Source organism: Brevundimonas terrae (assembly GCF_011761985.1).
Taxonomy (GTDB): Bacteria; Pseudomonadota; Alphaproteobacteria; order Caulobacterales; family Caulobacteraceae; genus Brevundimonas; species Brevundimonas terrae.
This window is the reverse complement of the sequence record NZ_JAASQT010000003.1, coordinates 122,053-140,136: the sequence shown is the minus strand read 5'-3', so window position 1 is coordinate 140,136 and position 18,084 is coordinate 122,053. Positions and strand designations below refer to the sequence as shown.

The window sequence follows — 18,084 nt, the reverse complement described above, 5'->3', positions numbered from 1 at the left end:
TGGCTGCTAATCGGGATTGCCTCTGTAGCGTTGTTGGGTGGTGGTTTGACCATTGCCCGTATGTCCGGCCCCGAAGGTGTTTCGCCTTCGGGACAGGCGCGTGTGGAACTGCCTGAACGGCCTGCGGTGCAGGTGGTAGAGGACCTGCCGCAACTGAAGGCGCGTCTGGACCATATGGCCCAGACCAAACAGTTTACGGGCGCGGTACTGGTGGCCAAGGGCGATCAGGTACTGTTCCGCCAGACCTATGGCATGGCCAATTACGAGCAGCACACGCCGTTCCAACTGGATACGCGCTTCCGTCTGGCCTCGGTGTCCAAGCAGTTTACCGGCGTGGCCATCCTGAAGCTTCAGGACGAGGGCAAGCTGTCGGTGAATGACCCGATCTGTAAATGGATCGAGAACTGTCCTGACCGCTGGGCCGATATCCGCCTTAGCAATGTGTTGTCGCACACGTCGGGCATTCCCGACCTGATGGCCCAGTCCAACTGGGGGCTGGTTCGCACCACGCCGCATACGCCCGAAGAACTGATGGCCAAGTCGACACAGTATGGCCTGCAATTCCCTGTGGGAACCAAGGTCCGCTACAACAATGTCGGCTTTAATGTCGGGGCCTATATCGTCTCCAAGGTCAGCGGCATGGCCTATGAGGACTATCTGAAGACGGCCCTGTTCGAGCCGCTGGGCATGAGCAATACCGGATCGGATGTCCATGCGGACGCGCAAGGTCTGGCCATGGGCTATGGCCTGTTCCCGCAAGGCCTGACCCCGCAGCCCAATGCCAATGTCAGCATCATTCCGGGGGCGGGGGCGTTGTACTCCACGCTGGATGATATGCTGATGTGGAACCGTGCGCTGCATGGCGGGCATGTCCTGTCGGGCAAGTCCTATGCCGAGTTCATTGCCGACCACGCGCCTGCGGATACGCCCAAGGAACGTGGCAGGCCGCACCGCGCCTATGGTCTGGGCATCTTTGCCAACCGTCTGGGCGAACGCACCAACCAGCCGTTTGAAGAGCTTCAGATCTATCACACGGGGTCTTGGTCGGGTTTCCGCAATCTGGTGACCTATGAACCGAGCCAGCAGGTGACGGTGGTGGTGCTGTCCAACAACTACCACTTGCGCGATCAGGTCTTCCTGCTGAGCCAGCAGGGCATGGCCGAGGCGCTGGGGCATCCGTTCCCGACGGCGATGGCGCGATAAAAGACGCAAACCGTCATCCTCCGGCTTGACCGGAGGATCCAGCGGCGCGCGATAGCGCGAAACCAACGCGCACGACGTCGAAAGATCACCTTCGGTGCCGCTGGGTCCCCCGATCTGCGCCGCAAAGCGGCTTGTCGGAGGATGACGGCATAAAGAATAGCCACGAAAAAGGGCCGGAGGATAATCCTCCGGCCCTATATTCTTGTCCGATGTTGCGTCTTAGGCGGGCAGCATCGAGCCGGTTTCGACGAAACGCTGGTGCCACGACAGGGCTTCGTTCAGCATGTGCGGCGTTTGCAGGCCATAGGACGACGTCATGGCGCGGTCGTAATAGTCGGCAAGCATGTCGCGATACATCGGGTGGGCGCAGTTGTTGATGATGACCTTGGCGCGCTGCTTGGGCGACAGGCCGCGAAGATCGGCCAGGCCTTGCTCGGTGACGATGACCTGCACGTCCTGCGTGATGTGATCTACATTGGACGCCATCGGTACAATGGCCGAGATCTTGCCGCCCTTGGCTGTCGAAGGGGTGACGAAGCAGGAAATATAGGCGTTGCGGGCAAAGTCGCCCGAGCCACCGATACCGTTCTGGATGCGCGAGCCCATGACGTGCGTCGAGTTCACATTGCCATAGATGTCGGCCTCGATCAGGCCGTTCATGGCGATACAGCCGAGACGGCGGATGATCTCGGGGTGGTTCGAGATTTCCTGCGGACGCAGGATGATACGTCCACGGAAGGCTTCCATGCGGCTGTTGAGGTCCGCAGCCGCTTCCGGCGACAGCGAGAAGGCGGTGGCCGAGGCGACCGTCAGCTTGCCGCTATCCAGCATGTCCAGCATACCGTCTTGCAGCACTTCGGTATAGGCGGCCAGACGTTCGAACGGGCCTTCGTTCAGGCCAGCCAGAACGGCATTGGCGACATTGCCCACACCCGATTGCAGTGGCAGCAGCGAGGCGGGCAGGCGACCCTGTTTCACTTCGTTCTTCAGGAACTCGATCAGGTGACCGGCAATGGCGCGGGCGTTTTCATCGGGTGCAGCGAACGGCAGGTTGCGGTCCGGTGCATCGGTTTCAACGATGGCGGCGATCTTGTCGGGGTTCACCTTGAAGGTCGGTTGGCCGATCAACTGGTCGGCCTTGATCAGCGGGATCGGCACGCGGTTCGGCGGCAGGGCCGTGCCGTAATAGATGTCGTGCATGCCTTCCAGCGCCGGGTTCTGCCAGCGGTTCACCTCGAGGATGATGCGGTCGGCGCGGTCCAGCCAAGTCTTGTTGTTACCGACCGACGAGGAGGGCACCAGATCGCCGTCTTCGGTGATACCGGCCACTTCAACCAGAGCGGTGTCCAATGGGCCAAGGAAGCCCTGCCATGCCACAGGCGCGACCTGCGACAGGTGCATGTCCAGATATTCCATCTTGCCTGAGTTGATCTTCTCGCGGGCGATGGGGTCGGAATTATAGGGCAGGCGGAATTCGATGCCGTCGGCCTTGGCCAGTTCGCCGTCCAGTTCGGGGCCGGTCGATGCGCCGGTCCAGACGCTGATGCGGAACGGGTCGCCAGCCTCGCGGGCGGCTTCCATATGCTTGGCCAAAGCCTGCGGAACCACTTTGGGATAGCCCGAGCCGGTAAAGCCGCTCATGCCCACATTCGCGCCGTTCGGAATAAGAGCGGCAGCGTCCTCTGCGGACATGATTTTCGACTTCAGCGCCTGATTGCGGATCACGGACATACTCAACCCTATAGAAACGCCTTCATGCGGTGAGGCGACTACCGTGGCTTAAAGGTGGCAACTGGCTGATTCCAATCCGCCTTTAGTCGTAACATTACGTCATCAACGCTCTGGTCGGTCAAAAGCTGCGAAATGCTGCAATGCAACATTGCGGGCATCTTGTGTGAAATGAGAACAGCTATAGAACATAGGCATGATCTACGCCCTGATGACTGCCGCTCTGATCCTGTCACCCGAAACCGATACCCGCGTTTCACCGGGGGCGGCGATCGACATTATGCATGCGGCGGCGTCGCGGGCCGACAGCGCGGCTTATTTCGGCACCTTCACCCCCGATGCCCGTTTCATCGGCACCGATGCAGGCGAGCGCTGGTCACTGGCCGAGTTTAAAGCCTATGCCGAGCCGTATTTCGTCCGTGGTCAGGGTTGGACCTATCGCGTGACGGATCGTCATCTCGAAATACTGGATCAGCCGTGCCAGTGCGTGGCTGTGTTCGACGAGCTTCTGGACAATGACAGCTATGGTCAGGTGCGTGGCTCGGGCGTGGTGGTGAAACAGGGTGATGGCTGGAAAATCCAGCAATATGTCCTCAGCTTCACCGTGCCGAACGACAAGGCCCGCGATGTCGTAGCCGCGATCAAGGCCGACTGAGATGGAGTTTCAGGACGACGCCTTTGTGCTGTCGGCACGTCTGCATGGTGATACGGGCGCAGTCGTCGAGCTTCTGACCGAGCAATATGGTCGCCGCGCGGCCTATGTGAACGGTGGTGCCTCGCGCAAGATGAAGCCCTTCCTGCAAGCGGGAACCAAGGTGGTGGCCGATTTCCGCTCGCGCACCTCGGACCAACTCGGCTCAGCGCGGCTGGAGCCGATGGGCGAGGGACCGGCCAGCCTGTTCGACGATCCGCTGGCACTGGTCGGTTTGAATGCCGCCGCCGCCGTGGCCGCAGGGGCCTTGCCCGAGCGCGAGCCGCATCCGGGGGCGTTTTATGCGTTCGAGGCCCTGATGGGGGCGTTTGCGATTGCCGAGGTCTGGCCCGCGATTTTCGTGCGTTATGAGGCGGGCTTGCTGGAAACGCTGGGCTTTGGGCTGGATTTATCGCGCTGTGCTTCGACGGGCGAGATGGACGATCTGGTCTGGGTCAGTCCGCGCACGGGCCGCGCCGTTAGCCGTACGGCGGGCGCGCCCTATGCCGACAAGCTGTTGCGCCTGCCGCCCTTTATGCTGGGCGCACAGGCGGGGCTGGACGACGGTGATGTGCGCGACGGGCTGGCCCTGACAGGCCATTTCCTTGAGCAGTATGTATTCCATGCCCTGAACAAGCCGCTGCCACCGGCCCGCGTGTGGATGATGGAACGGTTGCAGGAGGCCGGTCGGCTCTAGTCGATATTGGGCCTATCCGTGCGCCAGTCGAACAGGCTTTCCAGAACCTGAATGGCCTGACCGCGCGCGCTTTGCAGCTTGGGATCACGGCCCATCATGATGCGGGCATCGTCAGCCGCCGCCAGCAATAGCTGACGGTGCTTGATCGGGTCGGCAAAGCGATAGGCCGGAAAACCGCTCTGGCGCAGGCCCAGCGGATCGCCGCCGCCGCGCAGGCGGAAGTCTTCCTCGGCAATCATAAAGCCGTCTTCGGTGTTGCGCAGGATTTCCAGACGTTTGGTGGCCGTTTCGCCCAAACCACCATCCTCGCCTGCGCCATACAGCAGGATGCACGACGAGGCCTTGGCTCCGCGCCCGACACGGCCCCTCAGTTGGTGTAGCTGGGCCAGACCAAAGCGGTCGGCATGTTCAATGACCATGATCGAGGCATTGGGCACGTCCACGCCTACCTCTACGACCGTGGTGGCGACCAGAACGGGCAAATCACCGGCAGCAAAGCGGTTCATCACCACCTCGCGTTCGGCACCGGCCATCTGGCCGTGGGCCAGTCCGACCTCGGTGCCGAGGAATTTACGCAGGGCCTCGGCGCGATCTTCAGCGGCGGCAAGGTCGATGGCCTCGGATTCGGCCACAAGCGGACATATCCAATAGGCTTGGGCACCGGCCTCGACCGCCGCCTTCAGGCGCTGGGCCACCTCCTTGATCCGTACCAGAGGCAGGACGGCGGTAGTGACGGGCGTGCGGCCCGGTGGCTTTTCGTTCAGGCGGCTGACATCCAGTTCGCCATACTGGGTTAGTTCCAGCGTGCGCGGGATGGGGGTGGCCGACATGCTCAGCAGGTGAACGCCGCTCTTGCCCTTGTCCTGAAGCTGCTGGCGCTGGCGCACGCCAAAGCGGTGCTGCTCGTCGATGACGGCCAGTGCAAGGTTTTGGAACTCGACCGCATCTTGAAACAGGGCGTGGGTGCCAATCGCGACCTGAACCTCGCCCGCAGCAATGGCGGCGGCTTTTTTGCGTTTGACGGCAGGGGTATCGCGACCCGTCAGCAGGATGGAAGTGATACCGGCCTCGGCCAGCATCGGGCCGAGCTTTTCGGCGTGCTGGCGTGCCAGAATCTCGGTCGGGGCCATCAGGGCCGACTGGAAACCACTGGCGGCAGCATCGGCCAGTACCACAGCGGCCACAGCCGTCTTGCCCGAACCCACATCGCCTTGCAGCAGGCGGGCCATCTGCTCGCCGGATTTCAGATCGTGGCGGATTTCTTCGATGGCGCGAGCCTGTGCGCCGGTCAGCTTGAACGGGAAGATATCCAGCAGACGATGCGACGCCTCGCCCGGCCGGATGACGGGGGCGGGCGTGGACTGGCGGTTCATCTTGCGACGGGCCAAGGCCATCTGGTGCGCCAGCAACTCGTCATAGGCCAGACGCGAGCGGGCAGGGGCCTCGGGTTGAAGATCAAGTTCGTTTTGCGGGGCGTGGACGGCTTGCAGGGCGGTCTGCCAGTCGGGCCATTTCTGACGTTTGATCCACGCCTCGTCCTGCCATTCAGTCAGGGGCGGCACCAGTGCCACCGACGCCATGCACAGTTTGCGAATCTGGCGCGATCCCAGCCCTTGGGTGGCCGGATAGGTCGGCTCGGCCAGCGGGATTTCGTCGGCCTTTTCGACGGGCAGGATGTAATCGGGGTGCGAAATCTGCACCTCGTTATTGAACTTCTCGACCTTGCCGGAGACCAGACGGACAGAACCCGCAGGGGCTAGACCTTCGATGTGGCGCGGTGATCCGGCAAACCAGATCAGATGCACAAAGCCGGTGCCGTCAAAGGCGCGCACCTTGATCGGCGCACCCATCTTATGGGGCGGGATCAGGCGGTCGATTGTGACCTCGAAGATTGCCGTCTCGCCCTCGACCGCATCGGCGGCGGTGGCACGGCGGCGCTGGATCACCCCATTGGGCGGATAGAAGGCCAGATCACGCACCAAAGGCCCCGCCAGTTTCTGAACGAGGGGAGCCATACGCGGGCCTACGCCTTTCAGCGTGGTGACCGGTGCAAACAGGGGAAAGAGAATCTCGGGCCGCATCACGATCAGCATAGCGTGTGGATCAGAACTGGCGAAGCGGTCTCTGGAAGGCTATCTGACACAACAGATTTAAAGTTTGCCTCATTGGCCAAGGATTTTGTGTGTCTGATCTGAATTTTCGCTCCGAGCACGAACAGCACGAGACCGATCGCAAGGTGCGTCTGGGACGTATTGCCTTTCGTGCGTGGCGTCGCGGTTTCCGCGAGGCGGACATGGTGCTTGGCCCCTATGCCGACCAGATCGCCCCGACCCTGAGCGATGCGGACCTCGTTATTTTCGAGGACCTGCTCAATGTCGAGGACCAGTATCTTTACGGCTGGATCATCGAACGTGACCCGACCCCGCCGGAACATCAGGGACCGGTTATGGACAGCATCCGCGCCTTTATGCGCGCCCATGTTTCGGCAGAAGTGTTCAAGGGTATCGGCTAATGAGCAAGGCCGGACTGGAACGTATCGACGCCACCCTTGGTGGTGCGCCCGAGGGGCTGGATGCCCTGATCGTCGCCGAAAAAATGAAGGCGGCGGGCGGTGTGGGCCTGATGGTGGCCCGCGATTACCAAAGGTCCGGTAATTTCATTCAAGCTTTCAAGTTCTATGCAAAAGAGATTGAAGTTCTTGAATATCCATCATGGGATTGTCTGCCCTATGACCGCCTGAGCCCGACAGCGGGCATAGCGGCCCAGCGTATGGCGACCCTGACGCGACTGGCCGCGCGCGATGCAAATGATACCACGCCCGTACTGGTGGTGGCGACGGTTGCCGCCGTTAGCCAGCGGGTGCCGCCGCGCCGCGCCGTCACGGTGGCGGGCTTCTCGGCCAAGGTCGGGCAGGACCTCGATACCGACGCGCTGGAAGCCTATGTGTCGGCCAATGGCTATGTGAAGGCCTCCACGGTTTCCGAGCGCGGCGAATATGCTGTGCGGGGCGGGGTGATCGATGTTTTCCCTGCGGGCTTTGAAGAGCCGGTGCGTCTGGACATGTTCGGCAGCGAACTGGAATCCATCCGCTCGTTCGACCCCGAAACCCAGCGATCCAGCAAGCAGCTCAAGTCGATCTCGCTGTCGCCGGTTTCCGAAGTCCTGCTGGACAAGGACGCGATCTCGCGTTTCCGCACCGGCTATCTGAACCTGTTCGGTGCCCCCGGTGACGAGCCGATGTATGCGGCGGTCAGCGCAGGTGCGCGACGTCAGGGCGTCGAGCACTGGTTGCCGCTGTTCTACGACGATCTGGACACGGTGTTCGACTATCTGCCGGACCATGCGCCGGTATTCCTCGACAATCAGGCAGAAGACGCGCGGGCCGAGCGCTGGAACCTGACCACCGATGCCTATGAGGCCCGCAGGGAAGCGGCCAAGGGCAAGGGCGGGCAGGCCTATCGTTCACTGGCCCCGCAACTGCTGTATCTGGATGATGCGGCCTGGAACATGGCCTTGGCGGGCCGTGCGGTACGCCGCCTGAACCCGTTATCGACCGGTGGTGGCGAGGATGCAGGCGGGCGTCTGGGCCGCAGCTTTAGCGCCGAACGGGCGCAGGACAGTGTGAACCTGTTCGCCGCCGTGGCCGACTATGCCCAGAAGATGATGGGCGAGGGCAAGCGGGTGCTGTTTGCCTCATGGTCTGAAGGTTCAGCAGAACGTCTGGCGGCCATGCTGGGTGACCACGGCCTGACCCACGTTTTGAACGTGCGCGACTGGGACGATGTGCAGGCCGCGCCCGAAGGGGTCTATCTGCGGGCGGTGCTGGCGGTCGATCACGGCTTTGCCACCGACAACCTTGTGGTCATCTCCGAAAGCGACATTCTGGGCGACCGTCTGGCGCGACCCAAGCGCAAGCGTCGGGCCGCCAACTTCCTTGCTGAGGCCTCTGCGCTGACGGCGGGTGATCTGGTCGTTCACCTCGATCACGGCATTGGTCGTTATGAGGGTTTGCGGACGCTGGACATTCAGGACGCGCCGCACGACTGTCTGGAACTCTTGTATGCGGGTGAGAGCAAACTCTATTTACCCGTTGAAAATATTGATCTTCTAACGCGATACGGCACGGATGCCGAGGGCGTGCAACTGGACCGTCTGGGCGGTGCTGGATGGCAGGCCCGTAAGGCCAAGGCGAAAGAGCGTCTGCGTGAAATGGCCGAGGGGCTTATCGCTCTGGCGGCCAAACGTGCGCTCAAGGTCGGCGATGCGATCACCCCGCCTGCGGGCCTGTTCGACGAGTTCTGCGCGCGCTTCCCCTATGAGGAAACCGACGATCAGTTGAACGCCATTGGCGACGTGCTGGAGGACCTCGGCAAGGGCACGCCGATGGATCGTCTAATCTGTGGCGATGTCGGCTTTGGCAAAACCGAAGTGGCGCTTCGGGCGGCCTTTGTGGTGGCCATGAGCGGTCAGCAGGTGGCGATTGTCTGCCCAACGACGCTGCTGGCGCGCCAGCACTTCAAGACCTTTACGGAACGCTTTGCCGGATGGCCGGTGACGGTGAGGCACCTGTCGCGCATGGTCACGGCCAAACAGGCCAACGAGACGCGTGCGGGCCTGAAAGACGGCACGGTCGAGATCGTAGTTGGTACCCATGCTGTCCTCGCAGAACAGGTTGGCTTCAAGGACTTAGGCCTTGTAATCGTTGATGAAGAGCAACATTTCGGCGTCAAACACAAAGAGAAGCTGAAGTCGCTTCGGGCCGATGTGCATCTGCTGACCCTGACGGCGACGCCGATCCCGCGCACACTGCAAATGGCGCTGTCGGGCATTCGCGAGATGTCGATCATTGCCACCCCGCCGGTCGATCGTCTGGCGGTGCGGACCTATGTGACGCCGTGGGATCCGGTTCTGGTGCGCGAGGCTCTGCTGCGCGAGAAATATCGCGGCGGTCAGGCATACTATGTCGCCCCGCGCCTGAAGGACCTGCCCGACATCGAGCGTTTCCTGCGCGAGCAGGTGCCCGAGGTGAAGTTCGTCGTCGGCCACGGCCAGATGAGCCCGACCCAGTTGGAGGAGGTGATGAGCGCCTTCTATGACGGGGAATATGATGTGCTGGTCTCGACCACCATCGTGGAAAGCGGCATCGATATTCCGACGGCCAATACGCTGGTGGTGCATCGCGCCGACATGTTCGGTCTGGCGCAGTTGCACCAGATCAGGGGCCGTATCGGCCGCTCCAAGGCGCGGGCCTTTGCCTATCTGACGACCGATCCGATCAAGCCGCTGAGCCTGTCGGCAGAGAAGCGCCTGCAGGTGCTGCAATCACTGGATAATCTGGGCGCGGGCTTCCAACTGGCCAGCCACGATCTGGACCAGCGCGGCGGGGGTAATCTGTTGGGTGACGAGCAGACCGGCCATATCCGCGAAGTGGGTGTAGAGCTTTACCAGCAGATGCTGGAAGACGCTGTGGCCGAACTGCGCGAAGCGGGCGAGCAGGTCGCTGACCGTGGCTGGTCGCCATCGATCAATGTCGGTGCTTCTGTATTGATTCCAGAAGATTACGTTCCAGACCTGAACCTTCGCCTTAGTCTTTATCGCCGTCTGTCGGATGCCGAAAAGATGGAAGATCGCGAGGCGCTGGCCGCCGAACTGATCGACCGGTTCGGGCCGCTGCCGCAAGAGGCGCAGCAGTTGCTTCGCATCGTTGGCATCAAGGCCAACTGCCGTCAGGCACTGATCTCGAAGATCGATATCGGTCCCAAGGGCGCGGTCCTGAGCTTGCGAAATAATGTCTTCCCGAACCCGATGGGCTTGGTCGGACTGATCCAGAAGAACCACCTGACGTGGAAGATCAGGCCCGACCAGAAGATCGTCGTTAAGGGCGAATGGCCGACGCCGGAAGAACGTCTGAAGGTGGCCGAGCGCATCACCACCGATCTGGCACGGGTTGCCAGCGCGGGTTGATAGACAAAAGAGAAAGGCGGGCCGTGTGGCCCGCCTTTTTGCTTATTGCATGTGACGCCTGACAGCCCCGAACAGATCGACATAGTCGTCGGTCCACGGCTTCACGCCACCCGCATCCCATTTGGACCAGCGGTTATCGGCTTTGAAGGCCTCCAGAGCGGCAGGGTTGCGGGCAATGACGATGGCCTCGGTCGAGGCCTCGGCATATTCGGGGCTTTCGCTGTTCTTGACGTGGACCTGATGCAGGAAGGGCGCGTCCAGTGCCTCGGCTGCAGCCATGGCGGGGCGCACAATATCCAGATGACGGTTGGACAGGTGCAGCACCACCACGCCCTGGTAGGACAGCAGGCTCAGATACATGGCAACCGCTTCACGCGTCAGCAGGTGCGCGGGTACAGCATCGGACGAGAACGCGTCGATCAGCAGGTAGTCATAGGTGCCCTTCGGCTGTTTTTGCAGCGTCAGACGGGCGTCGCCGAGAATGGTGTCGACCTGCCCTTGGGCACAGTCGGAGACGAAGGTGAACATCTCGGGATTGCGGGCCATGCGATCCACCATGGGGTCGATCTCGAAGAAGGTCATGGTGTCGGCAGAGCGCTTATAGCTGGCCATGGCACCGCTACCTAGGCCGACAATCCCCATACGCGCGGCGGGATTTTGCTGCTGGATCAAGAGAGCGGCCTGACCCAGCGGGGTGGAGTTGGCGTAGTACATGGTGGGCTGGCATTTGACCTGCGGGTGGCGGGCCTGTGCGCCATGCAGGGTCGTGCCATGAACCATCACATGCATGTCGCCGCCCATATCCAGATCGACGGTGCGACCGATACGGGTGACGCCAAAGAAGCTGCGGTCGGTGAAGATGTAGTTGTAGCTGCGCGTGACGTGCTGTCCGGCATAGGTGCAAAGGGCGATGATGACGGCAAACATCACCACCTTGTCGCGGATCAGGAAGGCGCAGATACCGGCCCCGAGGATCAGGAACTGTGCCAGTCGGGACAGGGTGATGTGGTCCTGAACAAAGGCTTTGAACGGCTCGTTATAGCGCATGATCTCGAACAGGATCGGCACCGAGGCGGCCAGCACCACACCGGCGATGGCCAGAATATGCTGTTTGCGGGTCGTAGGTTTGTTGTCCGGCGAGCGGACCAGACAGGCCAGAACCAGCACGATCGGATATTCGATCACGGTCTTGAACAGCATCGGGGCCAGAAGCGCCGTAAAGGCACCACCCAGAACACCGCCCAGCGACATCAGCAGATAAAACTCGGTCAGGCGATCCGGTGCCGGTTTACGCGCGGCCATCTGCTGGTGGCACATCAGCGTGGTCAGGAAGAAGACCAGCAGATGCGCGCCAAACAGGAAGAGGATCGAGGACGAGGACTGACCCATCATGGTCACGACCAGCACCAGCGACACGGCCTGAAGCATCAGGGTGACGGGCAGGGGAATCCACGGCCGGTTCTGGAAGGCGATCACAAAGGTCAGCAGATAAAGCGCCAGCGGAACGACCCACAGGAAGGGCGCAGACGCCACGTCTGTCGAAAGGTGCGATGTCACCCCCAGCATCAAGCTGGACGGGATAGCCGCGAGCAAAACAAGCATCAGCTTGCGCTTGACTGGAATAGGCGCACTGCGTTCCAGCGCGGGGGCCTGTGCCGCGGCCATGTTACGGCGCGACCAGATCAGCAGGGCAAGGCCGATCACCAGCGCGATGAAGAAGCCATAGCCAAGGCTCCAGACCGTACGCTGTGCCGACAGGGCAGCCATCGGCTCGATCAGAACCGGATAGGACAATAGCGCAAGGAAACTGCCGAGATTGGACGCGGCATAAAGCACATAGGGGTTCTGGCCCGCCTTGGTTCCGGCCTGAAGGCGGGCAAACCATGCCTGAAGCAATGGTGCCGTGGCGGACAGGATGGCGAAGGGCGCACCGATGGAAATGACCAGCGTGGCCAGAAGCCAGAAGATCGGAGCGCTACTGTCCGGTTCGCCCGTCAGGCCACTGATCTGAAGCGGCAGGAACAGGGCCGCCAGTGCCAGCGCCGCCAGATGCACGATGGCCTGGGTTTTCAGCGAGCCGATTTTTTGTAGCAGGTGCGCATAAAGATAGCCGGCCAGCAACGCGCTCTGGAAGAACACCATGGCGGTATTCCAGACGGCGGGCGATCCCCCCAGCAGCGGCAGGATCAGCTTGGTCACCATCGGCTGGACCACAAATACCAGCGAGGCAGATGTGAAAATGGCGACGGCGAACAGGGCGGATGTTAAAAGCGACCCAGAAGGTTGCGTCTGGCTAGACGTCATCGTGCCGTCGGTCATTTAGGCCTCGTGCTTGGCGGTGTGGCGAATCGTGTGCGTGGATTATCTTGCGGTGAATCTATTTCGGTTTCTGCCGGTTTGGTCAAAGAGTTGATAGCGATGTTCTGTGAAGACGTGGTGGTGCTGGCAAAGACCGTTCTGGCCAAGGCAGGCGAGAGGGGTGTGATGGTCGCCACAGCCGAAAGCTGCACGGGTGGGCTGGTGGCCGCGGCCCTGACCGAGATTGCCGGATCATCCAGTGTCGTGGATCGCGGCTTTGTCACCTATTCCAATGCCGCCAAGATGCAGATGCTGGGCGTACCCGCACAGACACTGGCCGATCATGGCGCGGTATCGGAGCCTACGGCCCACGCCATGGCGTCGGGGGCGGTGGCGCATTCGGATGCCTCGGCATCGGTGGCGATTACCGGCATTGCCGGCCCGGGCGGTGGCTCGGACGAAAAGCCGGTGGGGCTGGTCCACTTTGCAGCAGCCTGTCCAGACGGGCGGGTTCTGCATATCGAGCGTCAGTTCGGTGATCTGGGCCGCGAGCAGGTGCGCGAGGCCGCGTTGAAGCAGGCGCTGGAACTTCTGGCTCAAGCCTTGGATGCACAATGAGCGTGCTGGAGGTCGATGCACGCGGACACCGTTGTCCTGTGCCGTCCTTGCGCTTGCGCAAGGCCATGCAGGGGCAGGCGGCAGGTCAGGTGATCGTGCTACTGGCCACCGATCCTATGGCGCGTATCGACGTGCCGTTTCTGATGCAGGAAACGGGCGGTCGGGTGATTGATATTACCGAGGTAGAAGGTGTGCTGAGACTTATGGTCGAGACTGGCGACGGGCGTCCAGACTGATGACGCGGTCATTGGTCGTCGATGCATTGTCTTCATCGGCGGTCTCGGGTTTGGGCTTCCAGACCAGTTCCAGTTCTGTGGCCAGCGCACCGCCGTAAAAGACAGCGTTGACGTTCCATGACAGCCAGATCAGCAGCACAACCACGGCACCGACCGAGCCATAGGTCGCGCCCAGATGCACGATCTGCTCGACATAGATGGCGCACAGCCACGAGAAAATGCCGGACATGATCGTAGCCAAAAGACCGCCCACAATGGCGGCGGGCCATGCCACGCGGGTCTTGTGGCTCATGGCATAGCGATAGAGCATGGTCAGGCCCAGCCACAGGCCGATGGCGGTCCAGAAACCGTCGAACGGCACCATCAGGCGGCGCACGGATTCATCGGCATAGGCATGTTCGATCAGGCGCCATGTGACGATGGTGCCCGATACGACAGTGAACAGCACAAAGGCGGCCAGCGCGACCAGAAAGGCCAGCATGTTGAACTTGAAGAAGCCGTGCGGCTCTTTCTCGTCATGGATCAGGTTGAGACCGGCCAGCAGGGCCTTGAAGCCGCGGTGCGCGGCATAGCCACCGATGGCCAGCGCGATAGCACTCTGGGTAGAAATGGCGCGGAACGAACCGGATGACAGGCGCTCGACCTCGACGAGGAACAGCGCGCGAGCGGCGGTCGGGACAGTTTCGGCCATCGCACTGACCTGTTCGCTGACATTACCGATCGACAAAACGGCCTTGTAGAAGCCGATCAGGATGGCAATGGCGGGGAACATCGCCAACAGCGCAAAGAATGTCACGCCCCCCGTATAGAGCATCACATCGCGCCCCCATGAGCGCGCAAACGCGCGGGCGAAAAGCGGTGCCCAGAAGAAGGGGGACAGATGGCACAGGAGAGAGGCGAGACGGCTTTGGCCTTCAGGCGAAGGCTTGGACGGGGTCCCGTTGTCGGTCGGCAGCATCCGCACGCCATAAAACTATTTGTCGCAGAGGGAAACCCGACCAAATGTCATATGCGCCTTTACAGTCAGGCTTTCAGACCTGATAGGGTGAAGATGAGTTCGACGTCGGAGCGACCGCAGTCGTGACGAAGTTGGGGGCAGCGATCATGAACACCGGTAGTGTGACAGACATAGCCATGCAGGTTTTGCTGGTTTCCCCCCGGCAGGCGCGTTTCGCTGTGTTGCAGGCCGGTTTGGCCCATCAGGGCTGTGAGACGCTGTGGGTTGCCGATGCCGAGGCGGCGATCAAGGCGCTGGAAACCCGCGCCTATGACGTGATGATGATCGATTCAGACGATGCCGGTCTTGTGGCGGAGGTGTCTGCAATACGGGCAGTTTTGCCGGATCGCTATCTGCCGGTGATTGCTGTCGGTGCCGACTGCGATATCGATGTAGACCTGCGTATGCGCGACGTCCCGCATCCGGCTCAGGCACTGGTACGCCTCGAACATCTGGTTCGTGCCGCCGTCGCCGAAGAAGAGTTCAATCTGCGTTGCCAGACCTTTGCCGATCACGGTGCCAATCTGCACAAGGTGGTACAGGATCGACAGCCGATTTCCGTGCTGGCTATCGGGGCGGCGGACGAGCGTTTTCTGGCGCTCAGCAACAGCCTGCGCGAGGCCGGTGTCGATGTGGTGGCGGCTCCCACGCCCTATACGGCGTTTGATTACCTGCATGAACGCGCGTTTGACGCAGCGATTTTGTGGGGCGGTGAAAACCGCGCCGTGGCCATGTCCATTGCGTCGGGCATGAAGCGCAATACGCGCCTGTATCATATCCCGCTGGTGCTTTATCTGCGCGATGGCGACGAGGTGAACCTGACCGATCTCTATGTGCGCGGTTTTGCCGATGTGGTGGAAACGGGCGTGTCGGAGATAGAAACGGCCGATCGGGTTCAGGCTCTGGCCAGTAATTACCGCCGTCGTCAGGCCATACGTCGCGCTCTGGACAGTGTGCGTGTGTCGCAACTGACGGACTCGGTCACAGGCTTGTTCAACCGCGAGCCTTTTGCATCGCATCTCGGGCGTGTTTGCGCCTCGACCAAGCGTCGCAAGCGCACCTTGTCGCTATGTGTGCTGCGTGTCCGCAAGACCGACACACTGGCGGTCATCAATCGCGGCGGCTGGCTGGATATGGCCTTGCCGCAGGTCGGGGCGATGATTTCGCGTCTGGTCCGTGTCGAGGATACGGCGGCCAGTCTGGGACCGGACAGTTTTGCCGTGATGATGCCCGCCACCGACAAGGACGCGGCCCTGCAGGCGGCAGAGCGTATTGCGGCGGTGATCGCATGCACGGCGTTCGAGGCCGGACAGGATCGCTCGCCCTTTGTCATCGATTTCGATATCGGCGTGGCCGAGATGATCGAAGGCGAAGGCCCGATCCAGCTGCTGGAACGGGCCGTTGCGGATGCGCGCCAGAAGGTCGCGGCCTAGGCGGGCATTTCGATCGAGCAGACGGCCTGTGCGGCCAGTCCCTCGTTGCGACCTGTAAAGCCTAGCCCTTCGGTGGTGGTGGCCTTCACGCTGACGGCACCCAGATCCAGTTCCAGAATATCGGCAATGCGCTGACGCATGGCGGCGCGGTGCGGCTTTACCTTGGGCTGTTCGCAGATAAGCGTCAGATCGACATTGATGATCTGGCCGCCCTTGGCCTTTACCAGTTCATGGGCGTGGGCGAGGAAGACATCCGAGGACGCTCCCTTCCAGCGGTCGTCGCTGGGCGGGAAGTGGTCGCCGATATCGCCCTCGGCAATGGCCCCCAGAATGGCATCGGTCAGGGCGTGAAGGCCCGCATCGGCATCGGAATGGCCCAGCAGGGTGTGGGTGTGGGGGACTTTCACGCCGCACAGCCATGTGCCGTCGCCCTCGACCCAGCGGTGCACGTCATAGCCCATGCCGACACGGGTCACGCGACGTTCAGAAGTAGGGATCAGGCGCTCGGCCATGGCGAAGTCCTCGGGATAGGTCAGTTTGAACAGGTCGGCCTCGCCGGCCACAAGGCGCACGCGGCCACCGTGGGCCTGCACCACCGAGGCTTCGTCGGTCGGGGCATCGGCATGGGGCCATGCGGCATAGGCGGCAAGGATGGTGGAGGGGCGGAAGGCTTGCGGCGTCTGGGCGCGGTATAGCCCTTCGCGGTCAACGACTTCGCCAATTAGATTATCGGCATCGCCACGACGCAGACTGTCGGCGACGGGCAGGGCGGGCAGGGCACCTTCGGCATCCGCCAGCGCATCCAGCAGGGCGTGGATGGTGTGGGTCTTCAGGAACGGACGGGCTGCATCGTGAATCAGGACGGGGCGGTCATCGCTCAAAGCGGCCAGACCGGCCTTTACGGAATCAGCGCGGGTGGCACCGCCCGTGACCGATATCCAGCCGTCGAGGCCCGCCAAGGCGTCGCGGGCGCGTTGCTCGGCCCCTTCGGCCAGTACCAGAACCAGCGGATTGGCCCCTGCGGCCAGCAGGCTTTGCGCCGACCAGCGGATCAGCGGCTTGTCGCCAACGGTACGCCATTGCTTGTTCCCGCCTGCGCGAGAACCCGATCCGGCAGCCACAATGATAGCAGAGAAGGTCATGTCCGCCTTCTAAGCGCCTCCTTCGTACTTGACGAGGGGGCATGGTTTCAGCGCTAAGGACGCCATGAGTTCGAGATTGCAAATCGGAGACGTCGAGATTGCCGGAAAGGTGCTGATGGCACCCATGACGGGGATCACCGATCTTCCCTTCCGTGTGCTGGCTTCAAAGCTGGGCGCGAGCTATGTGGCGACCGAAATGGTGGCCGCCGCAGAGCTGGCTCGTGCACGCCCCGATGTGGTGCGCCGTGCGGCGGTGGGCGGTGGATTGCCGCTGACGGTTATTCAGTTGGTTGGTGGCGATCCCGTCAAAATGGCCGAAGGTGCGCGCATGGCCGAGGCGGCGGGCGCGGACATTATCGATCTGAACTTTGGTTGCCCTGCCAAGGAAGTCACTGGCGCGGCCTGTGGCTCGGCCCTGATGCGGACGCCCGATCTGGCTTGCCGTATCATGGAGCAGGTGGTTGAGGCGGTCAGCCGTCCTGTGACGGTCAAGATGCGTCTGGGCTGGGACGAGAACAGCCTGAATGCGGCGGTTCTGGCCAAAAAGGCCGAAGAGCTGGGCGTCAAGGCTGTGACCGTGCATGGCCGTACCCGCAAACAATTCTATACCGGCATTGCCGACTGGGACGCGATTGCCGAGGTCAAACAGGCGGTCTCTATTCCGGTGGTGGTCAATGGCGACATCATCACTGCCGATCAGGCGCGCGAGGCGCTGGACAAGTCCGGTGCCGATGCCCTGATGCTGGGGCGTGGTGTCTATGGCCGTCCGTGGCTGGCGGCGCATCTGGAGCGGGCGCTTCAGGATGGTACGCAACTGGCCGAACCGGATCGTCAGGAACGATTCGATATCGTCATCGAACACATGCGGGCCTCGGCAGAGTTCTATAAATTGCCGCTGGGCCTGAAGATGTTCCGCAAGCATCTGGGTTGGTATATTGAACAGGCCCCTTGGCCAGCCGATCCGCTGGAACGCCGTCAGGCCAAGGCCAGATTGTGCCGCCTAAACAGTCTGGAAGAGGTCGAAGAGGCCCTTCAGGCGCTTTGGCTGAACAATGTGGGGTAAAGCGGCAACTATGG

Annotated in this window: 14 protein-coding genes; 9 read left to right on the top strand and 5 right to left on the bottom strand. The window is 61.8% G+C overall.

What is annotated here, in order from left to right:
• Positions 1-45 precede the first annotated feature (45 nt).
• The gene (locus FHS64_RS09035; protein ID WP_243862907.1) at positions 46-1,203 is read left to right on the top strand and encodes a serine hydrolase domain-containing protein; all 1,158 of its coding nucleotides are present in this window, start codon (positions 46-48) and stop codon (positions 1,201-1,203) included.
• A gap of 219 nt (positions 1,204-1,422) precedes the next feature.
• On the opposite strand, the gene FHS64_RS09030 is transcribed toward FHS64_RS09035, so the two are convergent.
• Entirely contained in the window at positions 1,423-2,934 is a 1,512-nt protein-coding gene (locus FHS64_RS09030; RefSeq protein ID WP_208380822.1) for an acetyl-CoA hydrolase/transferase family protein, read from the bottom strand.
• A gap of 193 nt (positions 2,935-3,127) precedes the next feature.
• Between FHS64_RS09030 and FHS64_RS09025 the strand changes: the two genes are divergently transcribed.
• A complete protein-coding gene (locus FHS64_RS09025; RefSeq protein WP_167177875.1) occupies positions 3,128-3,586 on the top strand; it encodes a nuclear transport factor 2 family protein in 459 nt (152 codons plus the stop codon).
• A 1-nt stretch (position 3,587) separates the two neighbouring features.
• Positions 3,588-4,319, top strand: a complete 732-nt coding sequence (gene recO / locus FHS64_RS09020; RefSeq protein WP_167177874.1) for a DNA repair protein RecO — start codon at positions 3,588-3,590, stop codon at positions 4,317-4,319.
• Here recO and recG read toward each other — a convergent pair.
• Positions 4,316-6,400 (bottom strand): ATP-dependent DNA helicase RecG, encoded by a 2,085-nt coding sequence (gene recG / locus FHS64_RS09015; protein WP_167178107.1) that lies wholly within the window; start codon positions 6,398-6,400, stop codon positions 4,316-4,318. The two genes, recO and recG, sit on opposite strands and share 4 nt — an antisense overlap.
• A 101-nt stretch (positions 6,401-6,501) precedes the next feature.
• On the opposite strand from recG, the gene FHS64_RS09010 reads away from it, so the two are divergent.
• A complete protein-coding gene (locus tag FHS64_RS09010; protein WP_167177873.1) occupies positions 6,502-6,831 on the top strand; it encodes a succinate dehydrogenase assembly factor 2 in 330 nt (109 codons plus the stop codon).
• Positions 6,831-10,283: a transcription-repair coupling factor gene (gene mfd / locus FHS64_RS09005; RefSeq protein WP_167177872.1), complete on the top strand. Its 3,453-nt coding sequence runs from the start codon at positions 6,831-6,833 to the stop codon at positions 10,281-10,283. The genes FHS64_RS09010 and mfd overlap by 1 nt, the downstream gene beginning before the upstream one ends.
• Before the next feature lie 42 nt (positions 10,284-10,325).
• Here mfd and FHS64_RS09000 read toward each other — a convergent pair whose 3' ends face one another.
• Complete coding sequence (locus tag FHS64_RS09000; protein ID WP_243862906.1) at positions 10,326-12,602, bottom strand: spermidine synthase; 2,277 nt, start codon at positions 12,600-12,602, stop codon at positions 10,326-10,328.
• 33 nt (positions 12,603-12,635) lie between these two features.
• Between FHS64_RS09000 and FHS64_RS08995 the strand changes: the two genes are divergently transcribed.
• Together FHS64_RS08995 and FHS64_RS08990 are read left to right on the top strand one after the other, a co-directional pair.
• Entirely contained in the window at positions 12,636-13,199 is a 564-nt protein-coding gene (locus tag FHS64_RS08995; protein ID WP_424945240.1) for a CinA family protein, read from the top strand.
• Positions 13,196-13,435: a sulfurtransferase TusA family protein gene (locus FHS64_RS08990; protein WP_167177871.1), complete on the top strand. Its 240-nt coding sequence runs from the start codon at positions 13,196-13,198 to the stop codon at positions 13,433-13,435. The genes FHS64_RS08995 and FHS64_RS08990 overlap by 4 nt, the downstream gene beginning before the upstream one ends.
• On the opposite strand, the gene FHS64_RS08985 is transcribed toward FHS64_RS08990, so the two are convergent.
• Positions 13,401-14,393 carry a YihY/virulence factor BrkB family protein gene (locus FHS64_RS08985; RefSeq protein ID WP_243862905.1) on the bottom strand — a complete coding sequence of 331 codons (993 nt, stop codon included), beginning with the start codon at positions 14,391-14,393 and terminating at the stop codon, positions 13,401-13,403. The genes FHS64_RS08990 and FHS64_RS08985 overlap by 35 nt on opposite strands.
• A 146-nt stretch (positions 14,394-14,539) precedes the next feature.
• On the opposite strand from FHS64_RS08985, the gene FHS64_RS08980 reads away from it, so the two are divergent.
• Positions 14,540-15,865, top strand: coding sequence for a diguanylate cyclase domain-containing protein (locus FHS64_RS08980; RefSeq protein ID WP_243862904.1), 1,326 nt, complete (start codon positions 14,540-14,542; stop codon positions 15,863-15,865).
• On the opposite strand, the gene FHS64_RS08975 is transcribed toward FHS64_RS08980, so the two are convergent.
• On the bottom strand, positions 15,862-17,007 hold the full coding sequence (locus FHS64_RS08975) for a bifunctional 2-C-methyl-D-erythritol 4-phosphate cytidylyltransferase/2-C-methyl-D-erythritol 2,4-cyclodiphosphate synthase (protein ID WP_167177870.1): 1,146 nt from the start codon (positions 17,005-17,007) through the stop codon (positions 15,862-15,864). The two genes, FHS64_RS08980 and FHS64_RS08975, sit on opposite strands and share 4 nt — an antisense overlap.
• Before the next feature lie 64 nt (positions 17,008-17,071).
• Here FHS64_RS08975 and dusB point away from each other — a divergent pair, with 64 nt between their 5' ends.
• Positions 17,072-18,070: a tRNA dihydrouridine synthase DusB gene (gene dusB, locus FHS64_RS08970; RefSeq protein WP_167177869.1), complete on the top strand. Its 999-nt coding sequence runs from the start codon at positions 17,072-17,074 to the stop codon at positions 18,068-18,070.
• Positions 18,071-18,084: the final 14 nt, after the last annotated feature.